Origin of the sequence: Rhodococcus koreensis, from assembly GCF_017068375.1 — a bacterium.
GTDB lineage: Bacteria > Actinomycetota > Actinomycetes > Mycobacteriales > Mycobacteriaceae > Rhodococcus_F > Rhodococcus_F koreensis.
The window spans coordinates 6679315-6697549 of the sequence record NZ_CP070609.1 but is presented as its reverse complement, the minus strand read 5'-3'; the positions used below and the strand labels follow the sequence as shown (position 1 = coordinate 6697549).

19 protein-coding genes and 2 pseudogenes are annotated in these 18235 nt (G+C 68.7%); 8 read left to right on the top strand and 13 right to left on the bottom strand.

Going from position 1 to position 18235, the window contains the following annotated elements:
• The first annotated feature begins 23 nt into the window (after positions 1 to 23).
• Positions 24 to 1193, top strand: coding sequence for a thiolase family protein (locus JWS14_RS30365; protein ID WP_095861273.1), 1170 nt, complete (start codon positions 24 to 26; stop codon positions 1191 to 1193).
• Between the two features lie 16 nt (positions 1194 to 1209).
• Here JWS14_RS30365 and JWS14_RS30360 read toward each other — a convergent pair whose 3' ends face one another.
• Complete coding sequence (locus tag JWS14_RS30360) at positions 1210 to 2166, bottom strand: helix-turn-helix transcriptional regulator (RefSeq protein ID WP_095861274.1); 957 nt, start codon at positions 2164 to 2166, stop codon at positions 1210 to 1212.
• A 63-nt stretch (positions 2167 to 2229) separates the two neighbouring features.
• Between JWS14_RS30360 and JWS14_RS30355 the strand changes: the two are divergent.
• Positions 2230 to 2692, top strand: a pseudogene (locus JWS14_RS30355) (pyridoxamine 5'-phosphate oxidase family protein).
• 3 nt (positions 2693 to 2695) lie between these two features.
• Here the strand turns inward: JWS14_RS30355 and JWS14_RS30350 are convergent.
• The 4 genes from JWS14_RS30350 to JWS14_RS30335 all read right to left on the bottom strand — a co-directional run bounded on the left by JWS14_RS30350 (position 2696) and on the right by JWS14_RS30335 (position 5720).
• Positions 2696 to 3103 carry a hypothetical protein gene (locus JWS14_RS30350; protein WP_095861275.1) on the bottom strand — a complete coding sequence of 136 codons (408 nt, stop codon included), beginning with the start codon at positions 3101 to 3103 and terminating at the stop codon, positions 2696 to 2698.
• A 69-nt stretch (positions 3104 to 3172) separates the two neighbouring features.
• Positions 3173 to 4099, bottom strand: coding sequence for a cation diffusion facilitator family transporter (locus JWS14_RS30345; RefSeq protein ID WP_095861276.1), 927 nt, complete (start codon positions 4097 to 4099; stop codon positions 3173 to 3175).
• Between the two features lie 72 nt (positions 4100 to 4171).
• The gene (locus JWS14_RS30340; RefSeq protein WP_083395590.1) at positions 4172 to 5239 is read right to left on the bottom strand and encodes an FUSC family protein; all 1068 of its coding nucleotides are present in this window, start codon (positions 5237 to 5239) and stop codon (positions 4172 to 4174) included.
• A 64-nt stretch (positions 5240 to 5303) separates the two neighbouring features.
• A complete protein-coding gene (locus JWS14_RS30335) occupies positions 5304 to 5720 on the bottom strand; it encodes a DUF3151 domain-containing protein (RefSeq protein WP_072937365.1) in 417 nt (138 codons plus the stop codon).
• A 138-nt stretch (positions 5721 to 5858) separates the two neighbouring features.
• Here JWS14_RS30335 and JWS14_RS30330 point away from each other — a divergent pair, with 138 nt between their 5' ends.
• The gene (locus JWS14_RS30330) at positions 5859 to 7025 is read left to right on the top strand and encodes an Rv0361 family membrane protein (protein WP_206015043.1); all 1167 of its coding nucleotides are present in this window, start codon (positions 5859 to 5861) and stop codon (positions 7023 to 7025) included.
• A 59-nt stretch (positions 7026 to 7084) separates the two neighbouring features.
• Here the strand turns inward: JWS14_RS30330 and fbaA are convergent, their stop codons facing one another.
• Positions 7085 to 8119, bottom strand: coding sequence for a class II fructose-bisphosphate aldolase (gene fbaA, locus JWS14_RS30325; protein WP_072937367.1), 1035 nt, complete (start codon positions 8117 to 8119; stop codon positions 7085 to 7087).
• A gap of 204 nt (positions 8120 to 8323) precedes the next feature.
• Between fbaA and JWS14_RS30320 the strand changes: the two genes are divergently transcribed.
• Positions 8324 to 9055, top strand: coding sequence for a VTT domain-containing protein (locus tag JWS14_RS30320; protein ID WP_275957896.1), 732 nt, complete (start codon positions 8324 to 8326; stop codon positions 9053 to 9055).
• A 25-nt stretch (positions 9056 to 9080) separates the two neighbouring features.
• Positions 9081 to 9746, top strand: a complete 666-nt coding sequence (locus JWS14_RS30315) for a DedA family protein (protein ID WP_072937369.1) — start codon at positions 9081 to 9083, stop codon at positions 9744 to 9746.
• Here JWS14_RS30315 and JWS14_RS30310 read toward each other — a convergent pair.
• The 5 genes and pseudogenes from JWS14_RS30310 to JWS14_RS30290 form a co-directional block, all read right to left on the bottom strand.
• Positions 9743 to 10508: pseudogene (locus tag JWS14_RS30310) on the bottom strand (GTP-binding protein); the annotation flags it as partial. The gene JWS14_RS30315 and the pseudogene JWS14_RS30310 sit on opposite strands and share 4 nt — an antisense overlap.
• A gap of 18 nt (positions 10509 to 10526) precedes the next feature.
• A complete protein-coding gene (locus JWS14_RS30305) occupies positions 10527 to 11882 on the bottom strand; it encodes an LLM class flavin-dependent oxidoreductase (RefSeq protein WP_206015042.1) in 1356 nt (451 codons plus the stop codon).
• A gap of 67 nt (positions 11883 to 11949) precedes the next feature.
• Positions 11950 to 13068: a glycoside hydrolase family 76 protein gene (locus tag JWS14_RS30300; protein WP_206015041.1), complete on the bottom strand. Its 1119-nt coding sequence runs from the start codon at positions 13066 to 13068 to the stop codon at positions 11950 to 11952.
• Positions 13069 to 13102: 34 nt separating this feature from the next.
• Positions 13103 to 13801, bottom strand: coding sequence for a TrmH family RNA methyltransferase (locus JWS14_RS30295; protein ID WP_206015040.1), 699 nt, complete (start codon positions 13799 to 13801; stop codon positions 13103 to 13105).
• Between the two features lie 4 nt (positions 13802 to 13805).
• Positions 13806 to 14408, bottom strand: coding sequence for a hypothetical protein (locus JWS14_RS30290; protein ID WP_072937373.1), 603 nt, complete (start codon positions 14406 to 14408; stop codon positions 13806 to 13808).
• Between the two features lie 114 nt (positions 14409 to 14522).
• Between JWS14_RS30290 and JWS14_RS30285 the strand changes: the two genes are divergently transcribed.
• On the top strand, positions 14523 to 14969 hold the full coding sequence (locus JWS14_RS30285; protein ID WP_072937374.1) for a DUF3592 domain-containing protein: 447 nt from the start codon (positions 14523 to 14525) through the stop codon (positions 14967 to 14969).
• Here JWS14_RS30285 and JWS14_RS30280 read toward each other — a convergent pair.
• Positions 14953 to 15681, bottom strand: a complete 729-nt coding sequence (locus tag JWS14_RS30280) for a lysoplasmalogenase family protein (protein ID WP_206015039.1) — start codon at positions 15679 to 15681, stop codon at positions 14953 to 14955. The genes JWS14_RS30285 and JWS14_RS30280 overlap by 17 nt on opposite strands.
• Before the next feature lie 102 nt (positions 15682 to 15783).
• Between JWS14_RS30280 and JWS14_RS30275 the strand changes: the two genes are divergently transcribed.
• Positions 15784 to 16425, top strand: coding sequence for a ScbR family autoregulator-binding transcription factor (locus JWS14_RS30275; RefSeq protein WP_072937376.1), 642 nt, complete (start codon positions 15784 to 15786; stop codon positions 16423 to 16425).
• Between the two features lies 1 nt (position 16426).
• Here the strand turns inward: JWS14_RS30275 and JWS14_RS30270 are convergent, their stop codons facing one another.
• A complete protein-coding gene (locus tag JWS14_RS30270; protein ID WP_072937377.1) occupies positions 16427 to 16723 on the bottom strand; it encodes a hypothetical protein in 297 nt (98 codons plus the stop codon).
• Between the two features lie 242 nt (positions 16724 to 16965).
• On the opposite strand from JWS14_RS30270, the gene JWS14_RS30265 reads away from it, so the two are divergent.
• On the top strand, positions 16966 to 18234 hold the full coding sequence (locus JWS14_RS30265) for a benzoate/H(+) symporter BenE family transporter (protein ID WP_206015038.1): 1269 nt from the start codon (positions 16966 to 16968) through the stop codon (positions 18232 to 18234).
• Position 18235: the final 1 nt, after the last annotated feature.

The following is an 18235-nucleotide window of genomic DNA, read 5'->3' as shown; positions in this document are numbered from 1 at the left end:
TCACAGCACCGAAAGGAAGAGCCATGAGAGACGCCGTCATCGTCGAGGCCGTCCGCACGCCGATCGGCAAGGGCAAGCCCTCGGGCGCCCTGCAAGGGGTGCATCCCGTCGACCTCCTCGCCCACAGCCTGTCGACCCTCGTCGAACGCACGGGAATCGATCCCGCACTGATCGACGACGTCATCGGCGGCACCGTCACCCAGGTCGGGGACCAGAGCCAGAACATCACCCGCAGTGCGCTTCTCGCCGCAGGATTCCCCGAATCCGTCCCCGGCACGACCGTCGACCGGCAGTGCGGCAGCAGCCAGCAGGCCGTCCACTTCGCCGCGCAGGGCGTGCTGTCGGGCGCCTACGACATCGTCGTCGCCGCCGGTGTCGAATCAATGAGCCGAGTTCCGATGGGGTCCAGCAGCATCGGACGCGAATCGATGGGCGTCGGCTTCGAACGCCGCTACCCCGACGGCCTCGTCCCGCAGGGCATCAGCGCCGAACTCATCGCCGCCCGGTGGGGGCTCTCACGTGCCCAACTGGACGAGTTCGCGCTGCGCAGCCACCACAAGGCCGCGACGGCAACGACTGCCGGGAACTTCACGAAGGAACTCGCCGTCCTCCCGGAACTGAGCGTCGACGAGGCCATCCGGCCGGACACGACGGCGGCCGCACTCGCCGGCCTGCGACCCGCATTCCGCAGCGAGGTCTACGGCGAGCGGTTCCCGCAGATCGACTGGTCGATCACCGCGGGCAACAGCAGTCCCCTGTCGGACGGCAGTGCGGCGCTCATGATCACCACGAGCGAGATCGCGGGACGCCTCGGACTGCGGCCTCTGGCCCGGCTCCACAGCTTCTCCGTCGTCGGCGACGACCCGCTGATGATGCTCACCGCTGTGATTCCCGCGACGCGTAAGGTGCTGCAGCGCAGCGGCCTCGACATCTCCGACATCGACCTCTTCGAGGTCAACGAGGCCTTTGCGCCGGTGGTTCTGGCCTGGGCAGCGGAGACCGGAGCCGACCTGGACCGCGTCAACGTGCACGGCGGCGCGATCGCGCTCGGACATCCGCTGGGGGCCAGCGGCGTGCGGCTCATGACCACGCTGGTGAACGCCATGGAGCAGCGCGGGGCACGGTTCGGGCTGCAGACCATGTGCGAGGCGGGCGGACTCGCCAACGCCACCGTCCTCGAACGCCTCCAGTAACGCCCGAACGGCCGGCTCAACCGTTCCGGCGGGTGATCGCCTCTCCCACCGCACGCAGCGATTCCCTCAGCGAGTGCGGCTGGAGCACTTCGACTCCCCCGCCGAGAACGGTCAGCTGGTCGAGGGCCACATCCTCGGCCTCGAGCAGCAGGTCGACGGTGACCCAGCCGTCGCCGTCGGGCGGGCCGGGTTCGACCCGAGCGGCCTCGACCCCGACCACCCGGGGCAGCCGGCGCCACGCCGTGGGCGAGAGCCGTACCCTGCACCGGAATCGCAGGAGAGCACGGTCGAATTCGGCCACCGAGGCCGTCCACCACGCACCCAGATCGAAATTGTCGGGCCGCACCGCCGGCTGCCCCAGCACGGTCGCATCACGGATCCGCGACACGCGGTACGACAACGTCCGTCCCCGATGCTGTGCGACGAGATACCAGACGCCGGCCTTCGCCACCACACCCAGGGGGTCGAGTGTTCTTGCCGCCACACGGTTCCCCTTGCGGTAACGAATGCCCAGACGCCGCCCCTCGAGCACCGCGGACGCGACGACTGGGAGATCGCCGTTGTCACGTGGTCCGTCGAACCAGCCGGGGGCGTCAACGTAGAGCCGGTCCCGCCACAGCTGCGCCCCGGCGCGAAACGGGACCGGCAACGCCCCCAACAGCTTCGACTGCGCCGCGGCGGTGACGTCGCGAAGACCGAGATCCTCGGCGATCGACGGGACCCCGAGCAACATCAACGCGGACGTCTCCTCCCCCGTCATGCCGCCGAGTTTCGACTGCCAGCCGTCCAGCAACCGGATCCCGCCCCCGGGTCCGCTCTCCGTCCACACCGGAACCCCCGCCGCCGACAACGCCGTGACGTCGCGATACACGGTGCGAACCGACACGCCCAGTTCGTCCGCGAGTTGTTGCGCGGTGGCCCCGCGACTGCCCTCCAGACGGAGCATCACCTCGACGAGCCGACTCGAACGCATCCTCCGAGTCTAGAGAAAATCCCTGACAGTAGATGTCAGGGATTGGGGCGCACACTGGTCCACATGACCAACTGGGCACAGTTCGAGACAGAAGCACCCGACCTCGCCAAGGCCGTCGCCACGCGCTTCGAGGCGCACAAACACCACGTGCTGGCCACGCTCCGCAAGGACGGCTCTCCGCGGGTGAGCGGCACCGAGGTCGAGTTCCACGACGGGGCGTTGCTGCTCGGTTCGATGGTCGGCGCCCGCAAAGTGCAGGACCTGCAACGCGATCCGCGGTACTCCCTCCACAGCAACCCCGGTCACCACACGATGGAGGGCGGCGACGCCAAGATCAGCGGCCGCGCCCGGGAGATCCGCGGGGAACGGAAACAGCAGATCGTCGACCGCTACCCCGACGAGATCCCCGAGGCGGACGTCTTCGAACTCGACCTCGACGAGGTCGTGCACACCACCGTCGACGGCGAGCACCTGTACGTCGATCTGGTGGCGGCCGGGTGCCGGCGTCACCCGGTTCACCAAGTGACGGTCACTGCGTGACGGCGAACCCGAAGCCGAGCGTGCAGGGCTGCGACGCCGTACCCGCACCATCGGCGTCATAGCTGCCGCCGGGAATCAGGTGGGCGGTGAAGCCGGGCAGATCCTTCTCGACACCCTTACCGTTCGTCAACGGCCCGGACGTGCCGATCGTCGGCGCCTGGCCGCCGAAGTTGAGGTAGGTCACCTGGGCGTCGGTCGTGGCTTTCTCCGGCCCCTTGAATTCCCACTCGACCTTATTGCCTTCCTTGTCGACACCGAGCGTCGCGGCGGGCTTACAGTTCGCCAGCGGGTCGGGCATGAACGGCGCGGCCGAGGCGGCGGCGGGTGCTGCGAAGAGGGCGGCCGCACCGAGTGCGGCAACGGCGACGGGTCGTGCGAACGCTGCGAGAGTGGGCATGGTGTTCCCTACCGTAAGTCGTCCCACAACGGTTGCCCGCCGCGATACCGGACGAAACAGACAGGGCCCCTACCAGGTGACGTTCTCTGCGCAGTGGCGTCCGTTGGCGGTGGACTCGACCTGCACGGTCGCATGCGAGAGGTGGTGGCTCTCGAGGACGGTCCGCGCCGCTTCGAGGACAGCGGACGAGTCGGCGTCGGTGGTGAGGTGGACGGTGGCCACGTCCATTCCCGTGGTGAGCGTCCACACGTGCAGGTCGTGCACGCCGGTCACCCCGGGTAGCGCCTCGAGGTCGGCCTGCACCGATTCGACGTCGACGTCCTCGGGTGAGGCCTGGGTGAGGATGCGCAGCGACGCGGCGGCCAGTTTCATGGCCCGCGGCACCACCCACAGTGAGATGAGGACGCCGACGATGATGTCGGCGTAGGTCCAGTCGAACACCAGCACAACGGCGCCGGCGATGAGCACGCCGACACTGCCGACGGCGTCCGCGAGCACTTCGAGGTAGGCGCCGCGGACGGCCAGGCTGTCCTTGGAATCGGCGCGCAGCATGAGCATCACCACGAGGTTCGCGGCGAGACCGACGGATGCGGTGAGGATCAGCGCCATGCCGGGAAGTTCGGGGACGTCGCCGATGCGGGAGATGGCCTCGTAGAACACCCAGATCGCGACGGCGAGCAGCATCGCGGCGTTGGCCATGGCCGTGAGCACTTCGGCGCGGTGCCAGCCGAAGGTCCGGGCGGCGGTGGTACTTCCCTTGCGTGCCAGAAGAAGTGCGACGAGCCCCATCGACATTCCGACGACGTCGGTCAGCATGTGCCCGGCGTCGGCGAGCAGCGCCAGCGAGTTCACGGTCAGACCCACGACCACTTCGAGCACCAGGAACGCGAGGAGGATGACGAGTGCAATCACCATGCGGCGTATCCGCCCTCGTGACGGGCCTACCTCACCGCCGCCTTGCGTGTTGCCGTGCGAATGGCCGTGACCGACTCCCATGGGTGAGCCTCCTCCCGAGTTGTGCCGATCATATGCGTACATGCGCATATGTTCAACAGCGTGCTCGGGCGGTCAGAGCTCGGGACGATACGCCGGTTTCTCCACGGTCGGCGGCAGCGTCGCGATGGCCGAGATGCGTTTCAGCCCTGCGACCTGCAGAAGGTCGACGGTCAACGACCGGATCTGCGCGAAGACGACCGTGGCCGACAGGCCCGCGTTCTCCACCAGTTCCGGTTTCAATCCGGACGCCACCGACCGCAGCACCCGCGCCGCCTCGGCCTGGTCGGGTTGCTGGCCGGGGTCCGCGAGCGCCATCTGCCGGAGGGTTTCCAACGCGTGGGCGAGTTTCTCCACCTGGTCGACGAGCCGGGGATTGAGGATCTCGTCGTCCCGCACCAGCGTGAGCGACCGCCGCGCGAGAACCCGGATGTTGCGCAACGCATTGTCGAGTGGGTCCGCGGCCGCGGTGAGTCGTTCGAGCCGGCCGCGGGTGTTCCAGTACAGCGGCGAGATCCGGCTGATCTCGCGGCCGCCCGCGAGGTGGGTGCGCAGCGTGTCGATGGACGCCTGCGTTGCCCGCGCCTTCTGCAGCGCCTCCTCGATGGGCTTGTCGTCGTTGGCCACCAAACCGTCGGCCACCAACTGCATCACCTCGGATGCCGTCCCGAGAACGTTCGCGGCGTACTTCCGCGCCCGCCCCACGGGATGCGTGGGAATCAGCGCGACGACGGCGATCCCCACCAGACCACCGGTCAGTGCGTCCACCATCCGGTTTATACCCGCAGCGCCGCCGGGCGGAAGCAGCGTCGCCACGAGCACCGCGGAGTTGCCCGCCTGCATCGAGAAGATCGGACCGCTGTTCAGCAACACCGCCGCCGACATCGCCAGCACCACGACGAGCGTGATCTGCCAGGCGCCGCTCCCGATGACGGAGACGATGAGGTCGCCGACCCCGATCCCGATCGTGACACCGGCCACCAATTCGACGGAACGGCGCAGGCGGGCGCCGAGAGAGAGTCCCAGCGACACCACCGCGGCGATCGGCGCGAAGAACGGCGTCGGGTGGCCGATCACTACCGTCGCCACCCACCAGGCCGCGCCGGCCGCGATCGCGCACTGCAGGATGGGAAGTGCCGACACCCGCAGCCGCTGGGCCGAAGTCCTCAGCCCGTCCCGGCCACGGACTTTCGCCGTGCTGAGGGCGTTAACCGACGCCAAGCGCTTCGGCGGCTCGGGGATCGCAGTCCTCGAGCAGATCGAGGCACCGCGCGTACTCGTCCGTTTCGCCGATCGCCTTCGCCGCCTTCGCCAGGACGGCGACGCAGCGGAGGAAACCGCGGTTGGCCTCGTGGCTGTAGGGAACCGGGCCGAAACCCTTCCAGCCGTTGCGACGCAACTGGTCCAGGCCACGGTGGTACCCGGTACGCGCATACGCGTAGGCCGTGATGGTCTGGTCGGCGTCGAGGGCAGCCTCGGCCAGGTAGGCCCATGCAATGGATGCGGTGGGATGGGCGGCTGCGACGGAAGCCGGATCCTCGTGGTTCAACAGGGCCGACTCGGCCTCGTCGTCCCCGGGAAGCAGGGTGGGCTGTGGTCCGAGAAGGTCACCGAAAGACGTCATGCGCCTATTGTGCCCCCGCCGCGGCGCCGTCACTGCGTCGGCCCACGTCCGCGACGCGCCCTGTCGTGGTCTCCGATGACTCGCGATGTCGTTAGGCTGCCTCCAACGTTCATTTCTCTGCAGACCGAGGGGCAGCGCGTGCAGGACCCGAAGAAAGACGATCCGACTCAGAAGCCGGCCACGGACACACCGTCCGGCCCGGCTGCGGCCAACGTTGGCAAGGCCGCGGACGCGACCGCGAAACCTGCGAAGTCCGCGCAGCCCGTGCCGAAGGCAAAGTCCTCGCCCGAGGCAGCGCCTACTACGGACGCCGAGCCCACCGCGCCGAAGTCGCCCGAGCCGAAGCCCCCGCAGAAGAAGGCACCCGAGCAGCCGGCGGAGAAGCCCGCCGAGCCGCAGTCCGAACTGCCCAAGCCCCCGGCGCCCCGCCCGCGGGCGGAGGCACCTCAGGGCGCCGCGGCTTCCGCAGCGAAGCCGCAGGAGAAGGCGTCCGAGGCGGCCACCACCGCGATCCCCACGCAGACGGGTGGACGGGCCGCACCCGAGGCCGCGACGGTGCAGATGCACCGCACCCCGAACACTCAGAACCCGAAGGCGCAGAATCAGCGGGGCCAGGCGAAGACGCCGTCCGGCGACGAGACGGTCGCGATCCCGGTGACCAGGCCCGCCGTCCCGTCGACACCGCCGCCACCCCGGCCGGCGTCTCAGGCGAACCGGCCTCAGCAGCCGCAGAACGGGCGGCCCGTCCCCCCGCCGCCCGCTCCCCCGCGCCCGGCGCCCGCACCGCCGAAGGCCGCTCCGCAGCGAGTGCTGCCGCCGCAGCAGAGCGCGCCGCAACGCGTCGCCGCGGCCGAGAAGCCTGCGAAGAAGCACGGGAAGGCGTGGCTGTTCGCCGCGATCGCCGCCGGCGTCATCGTCGTTGCCGCCATCGCGGTCGCCGGGATCGTGGTCTACAACAACAACCAGGCCGAGAATTCACCCGAAGCTCAGGTGCAGGGAACGATCGACACGTTCGTCGCGGCTCTCACCCAGGGCGACCTGGCGACGCTGCGCACCAGCACCTGCGGCAGCCTCGCCGAGTACTACCAGGGCATTTCCGATCAGGATTTCGCCGAGGTCCACCAGGTCGCCGTGACGCAGCAGAACATTCCGGTGGTCGGCGGCGTCGACGCGGTGCAGATCACCGGTGACACGGCCATCGCCCAGGTGAAGGCCCACACGGCCGCCAACCCGGGCGAGCAGTCGTGGCGCACGTTCAACCTCGAGAAGGTCGACGGTACCTGGAAGATCTGCGACCCCAGGTAAACGACTGTGCGCCTTTCCGGTAGCTACAGCTACCAGAAAGGCGCACGAGCCCGAAGGGCCTATCCGGAGACGGAACGTCCTGCGGACTTGAGGTCGTTGCAGGCCTCGATGACGCGGGCCGTCATGCCGGCCTCCGCCTTCTTCAGGTAGCTGCGGGGGTCGTAGACCTTCTTGTTGCCGACCTCGCCGTCGACCTTCAGCACGCCGTCGTAGTTGCTGAACATGTGGCCCACGAGCGGACGGGTGAACGCGTACTGGGTGTCGGTGTCGACGTTCATCTTGACGACGCCGTAGTTCAGCGCGGCCTCGATCTCCGACTTCAGCGAGCCCGATCCGCCGTGGAAGACGAAGTCGAACGGCTGCGAGCCGTCGGACAGGCCGAGCTTCGCGGCGGCGACCTTCTGGCCGGTCTCGAGCACCTCGGGACGCAGCTTCACGTTGCCCGGCTTGTAGACGCCGTGCACGTTGCCGAACGTGGCGGCCAGCAGGTACTTGCCGTTCTCGCCGGTGCCGAGCGCGTCGACGGTCTTCTCGAAGTCCTCGGGCGACGTGTAGAGCTTGTCGTTGATCTCCGCTTCCACGCCGTCCTCTTCACCACCGACGACGCCGATCTCGACCTCGAGGATGATGTTGGCTGCCTTCGCCTTCGCGAGGAGCTCCTGGGCGATCTCCAGGTTCTCGTCGATCGGAACGGCCGAACCGTCCCACATGTGGGACTGGAACAGCGGGTTGCGGCCGGCCTCGACGCGCTGGCGCGAGATCTCGAGCAGCGGGCGGACGAACGTGTCGAGCTTGTCCTTGGGGCAGTGGTCGGTGTGCAGGGCGATCGTGACGTCGTACTTCGCGGCGATCACGTGAGCGAACTCGGCGAGTGCGACCGCGCCGGTCACCATGTCCTTGACGCCCAGGCCCGAACCGAACTCGGCGCCACCGGTCGAGAACTGGATGATGCCGTCACTGCCGGCGTCCGCGAAGCCTTTGATGGCGGCGTTGATGGTTTCGGAAGAAGTGCAGTTGATGGCGGGGAAGGCAAAGGAGTGCTCCTTGGCCCGACCAAGCATCTCGGCGTAGACCTCGGGAGTCGCGATTGGCACGGCGGCAGTCCTCCATAAAGAGTCGATTTCGGCGCGCGCGATCAGCGCAGCGCGCGATGTGGTCCTAGCAGTATGGCAATACCGGTAGCGTACGTCTCCCGGTGGCTGTCACGGCACCCCGTTTCGGCGGGTCCGCGGCCCGGCCGAAACTCCATGACCTGCACTATTCCGACAGTCGGGGATTCCGCCGGTACGCTGAGGGCCGTGATTGTGCAGGCAGCATCGGATTCCGTGACCAACCTCGCGTTGTTGCCGGGATTCCTCGACCCGGTGAACCTCCTCAACTCCTTCGGCACGTGGGTGCTCGTCGGACTCCTCCTGGTCGTCTTCATCGAGTCGGGTTTGCTGTTCCCCCTGCTCCCCGGCGACTCGCTCCTCTTCACCGCGGGACTCATCGCGGCGTCGAAGTCGACGGAGATCGAACCGTTCGCTCCCCTCTGGGCGCTGCTGGTTCTGATCCCGATCGCCGCGATCCTCGGCGACCAGGTCGGCTTCTTCATCGGCAGCAAGGGCGGGACCGCCCTGTTCAAGAGCGACGACGCGCGGTTCTTCAAGAAGAAGTACATCGACGAGTCGCACGCCTTCTTCGAGAAGCACGGCCCCATCACCATCATCCTGGCCCGGTTCGTTCCGATCGTGCGCACGTTCGCGCCGGTCGTCGCGGGTGCGTCGCGGATGAAGTACCCCCTGTTCCTGACGTACAACATCGTGGGCGGCATCCTGTGGGGCGCCGGCGTCACGCTGCTCGGCTACCTGCTCGGGCAGATCGAGTTCATCCGCGACAACGTCGACGTCATCTTCCTGCTGATCGTCTTCGTGTCCGTGCTGCCGATCATCGTCGAGGTGGGCAAGCGCATCGTGAAGTCCCGCCAGGGCACGAACTCCGCGACCGAGGATCCGCAACCGGTCACCACTCCCACCGATCCGACTTCCTGACACCGATCGGGGTAGCGCACTGACGATGGTCACCACGGCAGCAGGCAGCTTCGGGCCTCTCGTCTCGGCCGGCCCAGCGCTGGTCTGGGTCGTCGTCCTCGCGTTCGTGTTCATCGAGTGCGCGGTGATCCTGGGTCTGTTCCTGCCCGGCGACTCGATGCTGATCACCGCCGGAATCGTGCTGTCCAACCACGCGTCGGGCTCCGGCCACGTGTGGGCGCTGTCGGTCGGGGCGATGATCGCCGCCATCTGCGGAAATCAGGTGGGGTACGTCATCGGTCACCGCACCGGCAACCGCATCCACGCCCGCAAGGGCGGGAAATATCTCAACTACGCCAACCTCCACAAGGTGAATGTCCTGCTGGAGAAGCACGGCTTCTGGGCAGTTCTCGTCGCGCGCTGGATTCCGTGGATCCGCACCCTGTGCCCGCTGGTCGCCGGTGCGGCCAAGATGAACCACACCAAATACACGATCGCCAGTACTATCGGCGCCATCTTCTGGGCGCCCGTACTGCTGCTCATCGGCTTCTACTTCGGCTCGTTCCTCGACCGGGTGTCGTGGCTGATGCCGGCGGTGCTCGCCGGGATGGTCACACTGCTGGTGATCGGCACGGCCCTCGGGGTGTGGCACTACCGGCAGGAGATGGCGCGGCCACCCGAAGATGTGGCCGTCGAAGAAGTACTGGACTAGTGCCGATGCACCGGCTCCCACGCGGGCAGCGGGTCGTCGAACCGCACCCACGCCGCCGGTCCTGACGCCAGCTCGTCGTCGGTGAGCAGCGCCGGGTCGAGGATCCGCCGCGGTCCGTCGGGATCGAGGCGGACGCCGATGAACACGATCTCCTGCCCCGGACGTTCGTCCGTGGACGCCCACAGCTGGGCGGGTTCGATCACGAGATTCGGGCCGGCCTGCGACCAGACGGCGGCGAGGCCGGGGCGGCTCGCGATCCAGCAGAAGCCCTTGCTGCGGAGCAGGCCGGTGAACCGTCCCAGCGCCTGCTCGAGCCGTGCCCGGGTGGAACGGCCGCGACGCCCGGTAGGTGACGCTGCGGATGCCGTATTCCTCGGTTTCCGGGGTGTGCCCCGCGGCCAGTTCCTCCGCCCAGCCGGGCAGCTCGGCCGACGCCTCCGGGTCGTACAGACCCGTGCCGAGTACCTCGCCGGGATCGACGACGCCGCGCGTGGTGCGCAGCAGTGTCGCGGCGGGGTTGAGTCTGCGCAGAGCAGCTTCGACGCCGGCGGCACTCTCGCTCACCAGATCGGTCTTGTTCAGCAGGATGACGTCGGCGAATTCCACCTGATCGACGAGGAGGTCGGGGATGCTGCGCTCGTCGCCGTCCCCGGCGTCGAGGTTCCGGTCGTCGAGACGCTCACCCCTGGCCAATTCGCCGAGGAACGTCGACGCATCCACGACTGTCACCATCGTGTCGAGGGCGGCGACCGAGCCGAGGCTGAACCTCGGCTCGTGCGACTACAGCGCGACGGTGCCCGACGCGTCCGCGTACTGGCTCTCGGGGCGCGGCAACCCGAAGTGGTCGCGCAGCGTGGTGCCCGAGTACTCGGTGCGGAACAGTCCACGCTCCTGCAGGATCGGGACCACCTTCTGCGCGAACACCTCGAGGCCGCCCGGGTAGTACGGCGGCATGACATTGAACCCGTCCGCCGCGCCCTGCGTGAACCATTCCTCGATGGTGTCGGCGACCTGCACCGGCGTCCCGACGACGACCCGGTGCCCGCGCGCACCTGCGAGACGGTGCAGCAGTCCGCGCAGCGTCGGGTTCTCCCGCTCGACGATGCCGGCGATCACCTGCAGACGGCTCTGCTTGTTGTCCGTGACGTCGCCGGCGTCCCCGAACAGTCCGGCAGGCACGGGGGCGTCGAGATCGAGGTGCCGCACGCTCGAGCCGGTGAGAGCCTCGAGTTGGGCGATCCCGTACTCGGGCGAGGTCAGTTCGTTGAACTCCCGCTCCAGGTCCCGCGCCTCGGCCTCGGTGTCGCCGAGGAACGGGCTGATGCCGGGAAGGATCTTCACGTGCTCCGGGTTGCGGCCGAACTGCACCGCGCGCTGCTTGACGTCGGCGTAGAACGCCTGCCCGTCCGACAACCGCTGGTGCGCGGTGAAAATGGCCTCGGCGTACTGTCCCGCGAACGCGCGGCCCTCGTTGGACGCACCCGCCTGCACCAGCACCGGGTGTCCCTGCGGCGAGCGCGGCGCGTTGAACGGTCCCCGCACCCGCAGGTGGCGTCCGACGTAGTTGATCTCGTGGATCTTCGACGGGTCCGCGTAGATGCCTGCGGCCTTGTCGATCAGGATGGCGTCGTCCTCCCAGCTGTCCCACAGCTTGACGGTCGCGTCGACGAATTCCCGCGCCCGCGCGTAGCGGTCGGCGTGGTCCGGATGGCTGGGCAGTCCGAAGTTGGCCGCCGCCACCTCGGTTCCGGTGGTCACGATGTTCCAGCCGGCCCGGCCTCGGGAGATGTGATCGAGGGACGCGAACAGCCGTGCGAGGTTGTAGGGCTCGAAGTACGTCGTGGACGCGGTCGCGATCAGCCCGATCCGTTCGGTGGCCGTCGCGATGGCCGTCAGCAGCGTGATGGGCTCGAGTGCCCCGGCGGCACCGTGCTCGACGTCGCTGCGCAGGGCGGGGCCGTCTGCGAAGAAGATCGCGTCCAGCTTCGCGGCTTCCGCTGTCTGCGCGATCTCCTGGAAGTAGGAGACGTCGTACAGCCGCTCGGGCGTCGTGAGCGGGTGCCGCCACGCCGACTCGTGGTGCCCGGCCGGGTAGATGAACGCGTTGAGACTCAGCTGCCGCTGTTGATCTGACATAACGAACTGTCTAACAGCGCCGAATCCGGGGCGATACGGTTAATTTTCGCGTGATTCGAACCGTCGCCTAGCGTCGCGGATACCCCGCCGCGGACACCATGTGCGCGGCCTCCATCAGCATCCAGCCACCGAGCTGCACGGACATGTCGCGTTCCGGGATCCCGGACGAGCGCACGGTGCCCCCCGTGAACGTGGCGATTCCCCTGCCCATCCCCGGCAGCTGCGCCTGCCGGGTCCAATCGTGGCCGAACAGCGGCTGCCCCTCGATCTGCAGCCGGTTCTCCCACGCCGATTCCGCGGAGGTCAGCACGAGCTGGGCGGCGATCTCCCGGGCCCGGATGTCGGCGGGCGACTCCCACGGCAGCATCACCGCGGTCAGCGCCAGATACCGTGCGAGGATCCCGTTGAACAGGCCGCCGTCTCCCCCACCGCCGCCGTCGATGACGCCGTGGGGTGCGAGGTGTTCGTCGATGGCGTCGACCAGCCGGTGGGTCCGGTTGCGGTGCCGGGGCGAACCGAGGCGCACGGCAAGTTCGGTTTCGAGTCCGAGCACGACGCCCTGACAGTAGGAGTAGATGTTCTTTTCGATCTCGCCGCCGGGGTGGATGCCGTCGGCGATCAGGTTGGTGTGCACGTCCCGCAGCGTGTCGTCGATCCAGTCGGCGGTGGCCTGGGCGCGCCACAGCTTTCCGGTGCGGGCCAGCATGATCCCGGCCGGTCCGTTGGCGGGCGCGTTGTAGAAATTCGAGCCCTTCCGCCACGGGATGCCGCCTCCGGCCTCGGGCGCCCAGGCGTCGAACAACTGGGATTCGAGCGCCTGCACCGCACTTCTGTTGTCTATGAAGTGCATTCGCTGGGCACGCTCGAGGGCGATCCCCAACCAGGCCATGTCGTCGTAATAGTTGTTGGTCCAGCCCGAGATGTTCCGCAGACGGTGGCTGCGCGCCAGTTTCACGATGCGACGACGACGACGCGGCGTGGGGTCGCGTTCGAGCGCGTCGACGGCGCAGTCGAGCAGATGGGCCTGCCACCAGTAGTGCCAGCTGAGGAACAGCCGCTCGCGCCGCACCGCCGGCCAGGCGACGACGCCCAGGGTGGTGCCCGGGAGCGCCCACAGCCGGCGAAGGTGCCTGCTCACCACCGCTTCTTCAGCGGCGTCCGCGCGCGCCGACCACGAGTCCTGCATAAGAGTTGATCTTGCCTATTCGCCGGGGGTTCCGCTACCACGCACGACCGAGGTCGGCGTGCTGACGAACCCACGCATGCATGGCGATTCCTGCGGCGACACCCGCGTTGATGCTGCGGGTGGAACCGAACTGCGCGATCGACACCGTCATCGCCGCAACCTCTTTCGCCTGGTCGGTGACTCCCGGCCCCTCCTGCCCGAACAGGAGCACACAGTCGCGGGGCAGGCTCGCCGTCTCGAGCGGCACCGACCCGGGCGTGTTGTCGACGGCCACGATGGTGAGACCTCTCTCACGTGCGAAGTCGACGAGGCCGTCGACGTCCGGGTGGTGGAGGACGTGCTGGTACCGGTCGGTGACCATGGCGCCGCGCCGGTTCCAGCGTCGGCGTCCCACGATGTGGACCGCCGCGGCGGCGAACGCGTTGGCGGTGCGCACCACCGTCCCGATGTTCGCGTCGTGCCCGAAGTTCTCGATGGCCACGTGGAGCGGGTGGCGACGGCTGTCGATGTCCGCGACGATCGCTTCCCGCGTCCAGTACCGGTAGGCGTCGACCACGTTGCGGCGATCGCCACCGGCCAGCAGTTCGGGGTCGTACCGCAGGTCGGTAGGGGCCGGGGTGTCGTGCTCCTCGGTCCACGGGCCGACGCCGTTCGGGTTCTCTCCCCATTCGGTGGGACCCGTCTCGGCGACCTCGGCCTCGACCTCCACCAGGCCCGTCTCGACTCCGCTCACGACGTCAGAACGTCTTGTTCGAATCGGGGGCGACGGTGAATCCGTGCGACGTCTCGTCGTTGGTGCACGTGACGGCCGTGGCGGTGGTGCCGCAGGTGTAGCCGAGCTTCGTCAGTTTCGACCCGGCGGGCAGTGCCGCGTCCGGTTCGTCGCCGCCCGAGGTGTAGACGAGGCCGCCCGCGCACATGAACGACGCCTCGCCGTCGTCCTCGACGCGGATGCCGTGACCCCAGTCGACCATGCAGTCGTCCGGGCGCGGCGGCACCGGGCTCGTCGACCCCTGGCAGCCGGCCTCGGTGCGGTTCGGCAGCTTGATGATGCCGCACTGGAACCCGCCGTCCGGGGACGTGAAGAAGTACGACTCGTTGTGCTCGTACGGGACGTCGACGAGCGTCGTGGTCGGCGCTTCCGTCGTCGTCGGCGGCGGCGGCGCGACGGTCGTGGTCGTGGTGGTCGGCGGAACCGTCGTCGTGGTGGTGGTCACAGGGGCCGCGGCCGTCGTCGTGGACGTCGGCGGAGCCACCGCGTCCGAGGACCCACCACACCCTGCGAGCATCATGGCCGAGCCAATGCTCAGACACACCAACGACACCCGACGCCACGCCATACGGCCACCTCCACACATACTTACCTGCTGCCGACACTGCACTCTAACGGCAGTGCGGCGGCGGGGCCGCTTCGGCGAGGCCGGGACGGGTTAATCTGGAGGTGGAGGCATTCGATGAATCATCAGCGCATCGTGCGGACGGTCTGCTTCGTCACGGTCGGCTACGTCATCGTCCTCGCCGTCTGGCTGGGATGGTTGATCCAGCACACCCCGCCGGCCACCATCCCGTACCAGATCATGGGATTGGTCGCGGCCTTCGGCTCGGCGCTGGGATTCGGGATGATGGCGGCCGGGCGGCCCAGCCGCGCCGACCGCAAACTCGAACGGCACGGACTCGAGGGCTGGGCCCGCATCGAGCACGTCACCCCGCTTCGCCGCACCCCGGACGACGGAGAGCTCACCGAACTGGACCTCCGGCTGACCGTGCCGGGATCGGAGAGTTACGCCGGACGGGTGGTGTACGAGGTGCGGCGGGAGAACGCGACACGCTTCGTGCCCGGCGAGACGATCACCATCCTGGTGGACCCGGAGGACCGGGACCACATCATGCTCTGCCCGTGATCCGGCGACGCCCGAGCGCGAGCATCCCCTCGACGAGCAGCAGCTGGGCCGCCGCATAGCTGGCGAGGATCGCCCCTTCGGCCGCGGCCCTCCCCCGTTCTCCCCGGATGAACAAGCGCCGCACCACGATCAGGCCGTCGGAGGCGGTGAACAGCATCCCGCCCACGCCGAGCCAGCTGCGCCGGTCGGTTCCCGGCACGGCCACATTCGCGAACACGTCGGCGCCGGGCGCGAGGGACGGGTCGGCCGAGAGGGTCGACGTGGTGCCGAGCAGCGCACCGTACGCGGTCAGCGGTGCGGCGACCTCCTTCGCCCGCCCGCGGAGAAGCGCCGCCGCGCCTGCCCACCCCGCGAGCCGGGGCAGCAACGCGGGCACGGTGGGCCGGGCGCCGCGGCGCAGCAGCAGCGCGGAGTAGCCGACCTGCATGACGGCGAACGCGGACGCGCCGCGCACGAGACGGGCGTCGTCGTCGGGGTCGATCATGAAGACGTCCCCCATGGTCGCGGCGGTGAGACCGGCGAGGAGGAGCGCGACGTCGGCGGGGTCGGTGTCCGCGCGCCGCCGCAGCACCCGGGCGGCGAGCGCGGGCGCGATCAGTGGTTTCGCCACGCGCTGCAACCGTTCCCGCCCGGTGACGGCTCCGACCACGGTGGCCAGCGTCGCACCGGCGAATACCGCGTGCTCGACACCCCAGTTGTTCTTCGACTTCACGTCTTCCTCCCACGCTTTCGGATGTGCCGAGGTTACCGGTCCGAACAGTGGTTGACTGGAGAGTGGATGCCACGGAGAATCCGCGATTGTGAGGCACAGGTGATGGCAAAACAGGCGCGCGCGGCGGCCACCCGTCATCAAGTATTAGAGGGTGCGGCACTGAGCTTCGAGAAGCTCGGGTACGGCGGCGCGAGCCTGAGCGGCATCCTCTCCTATGCCGACGTGACGAAGGGCGCCTTGTACTTTCACTTCGAGTCCAAGGAGGCGCTGGCCTGGGCGGTGATCAAGGAGCAGCACGCGATGGCGATGCTGGCGGCGCAGCGCGTGCTCGCGACGGCGCAATCACCGACGGAGGCGATCCTGTTGTGCGCCAAGGAGATGGCGCGCCAGCTGCTGACCGAGCCGATCGTGCGGGCGGGTGTGCGCCTGACCCTCGAACTCGGGACGTCCCGCGGCCCGGCCACCGATCCCTACATCGACTGGACCGACACCCTCGTCGCACTCGCGGGCAAGGCAAGGGAGGCCGGGGAACTGCGCGCGACCGTCGATCCCGCGGCGCTGGCCCGTTTCCTGGTCAGTTCGTTCACGGGTATGCAGTTGGTGTCCGAGGCGCTGACCGGGCGTGCCGACCTGTACGAACGGCTGGCCGACATGTGGGGCCTGCTGCTGCCCTCGATCGCATCGCCGGACATGCTGCCGCGCCTGCTCGAACTCGCGGCACTGCGCGACGACGTCGCGTCCTGACTCAGACGCCGGTGTGGGCGGGTTCCTCGGGACCGTCCGGCGCCGGTTGCGGCAGGTCGAGCGGATGCGACTGCGTCGGCGCCGGCTGGACGACGGCGATGCGTGCGCCGTCCGGAATGGCATCGACGGAGCAGATCGTTCCGAAGACGCCGAGCCCGCCGAACAACGCCAGCAGGCCGTAGGCCAGGAACGTCGATGTCCGCTCGACAGCTGATCGTGGTTCGCCCTCCAATGCCATCGTGGTGCGCCGCGCGTACACGGCCCTTCGCTCTCGGGGATTTCGGCTGCGTTCCACCATGTGGCCCTTCTTCGCATGATCGGTCGGTGCGGATGGTGTCGGGTCGACGCCTACGAGTCTGTCGTGGCGGCGGCCGGGTGTCGCTGCCCCCAGGGATGGAATGCACTCCACCCAGGGTTCGACGGCCCGGCCCGGAACCCCGGGACGTGGGCGGTTATGATCCGGACCACACTATCTGTACGCACAGCGAAAGTTCTGTCCGCTTTGCGTACACGTGAGCATCTCCCGAGCAGGAAGGCCTCATGACGACCACCGAGGAACCGACCCGCAGCGAAGGCGCGCAGACGCGTCCCCCTCGCTTCGAACGACCGCCGTGGCCGCCCGCCGGCCCCCGCCGCCTGCTCCGCGACCTCGGCGGCACCTACGCCGCCAACGGGCTGATCGGGCTGATCTTCTCCGCGACCGGTCCCGTGGCCGTGATCCTGGCCGCCGGTTCCGCGGGCGGACTGTCACCCGGCCAGATGGCGTCGTGGATCTTCGGCGTCTTCTTCCTCAACGGCATTTTCACCGTCCTCGCCAGCTGGCTGTACCGTCAGCCGCTCGCGTTCTTCTGGACGATCCCCGGCACGATCATCGTCGGCGGCTCACTCACCCACCTGTCGTGGCCGGAGGTGCTCGGAGCGTTCCTCGTGACCGGGCTCCTGATCCTCGCCCTCGGCCTGACCGGACGGGTGCGCCAGGTCATGGCGATGCTCCCGATGCCGATCGTCATGGCCATGGTCGCCGGCGTCTTCCTGAAGTTCGGCACCGACCTCGTTCACGCCGTGGGAACCGATGCGGCCGTGGCCGTTCCGATGGTCGTCGCCTTCGTCCTCCTCGCGTCCCGCGCCGCGCTCGGCCGGTGGATGCCCCCGATTCTCGGCGCACTGCTCGTCGGGGCGGCCGCGGTCGCGGTCACGGGCCGCTTCCAGCCCACCGGCACGGGCACACCGTGGATTGCGGCGCCGATGTTCCAGGCTCCGCAGTTCACCTGGCAGGCGATCGCCGAACTGGTCGTCCCGCTGGCGATCACGGTCATCGTCGTGCAGAACGGTCAGGGTGCGGCCGTGCTGACATCCGCCGGACACCAGCCGCCGATGAACGTCGGCACCGTCCTGTGCGGGGTCTGGTCCCTCGCCACCTCCGCCGTCGGAGCCGTGTCGACGTGCCTGACGGGGCCGACCAACGCCCTGCTGGTGGCGTCGGGGCAGCGCACCCGGCAGTACACGGCGGCCGTCGTCTGCGGACTGCTCGCCGTGGTCGTCGGCCTGTTCGCGCCGCTGTTCGTACAGCTGATGCTGGCCACCCCGGCCGCGTTCGTCGCGACGCTCGGCGGCCTGGCGATGCTCCGGGCTCTGCAGGGGTCGTTCGTCGCCGCGTTCGGCTCCCGATACACGCTGGGCGCGCTCGTGACGTTTCTGGTGACCGTCTCGAACGTGCAGTTCCTCAACATCGGGGCGGCCTTCTGGGGACTGGTCGCCGGACTGCTCGTGTCCCGGGTGATGGAATCGGGCGATTTCCGCACGGGATGAC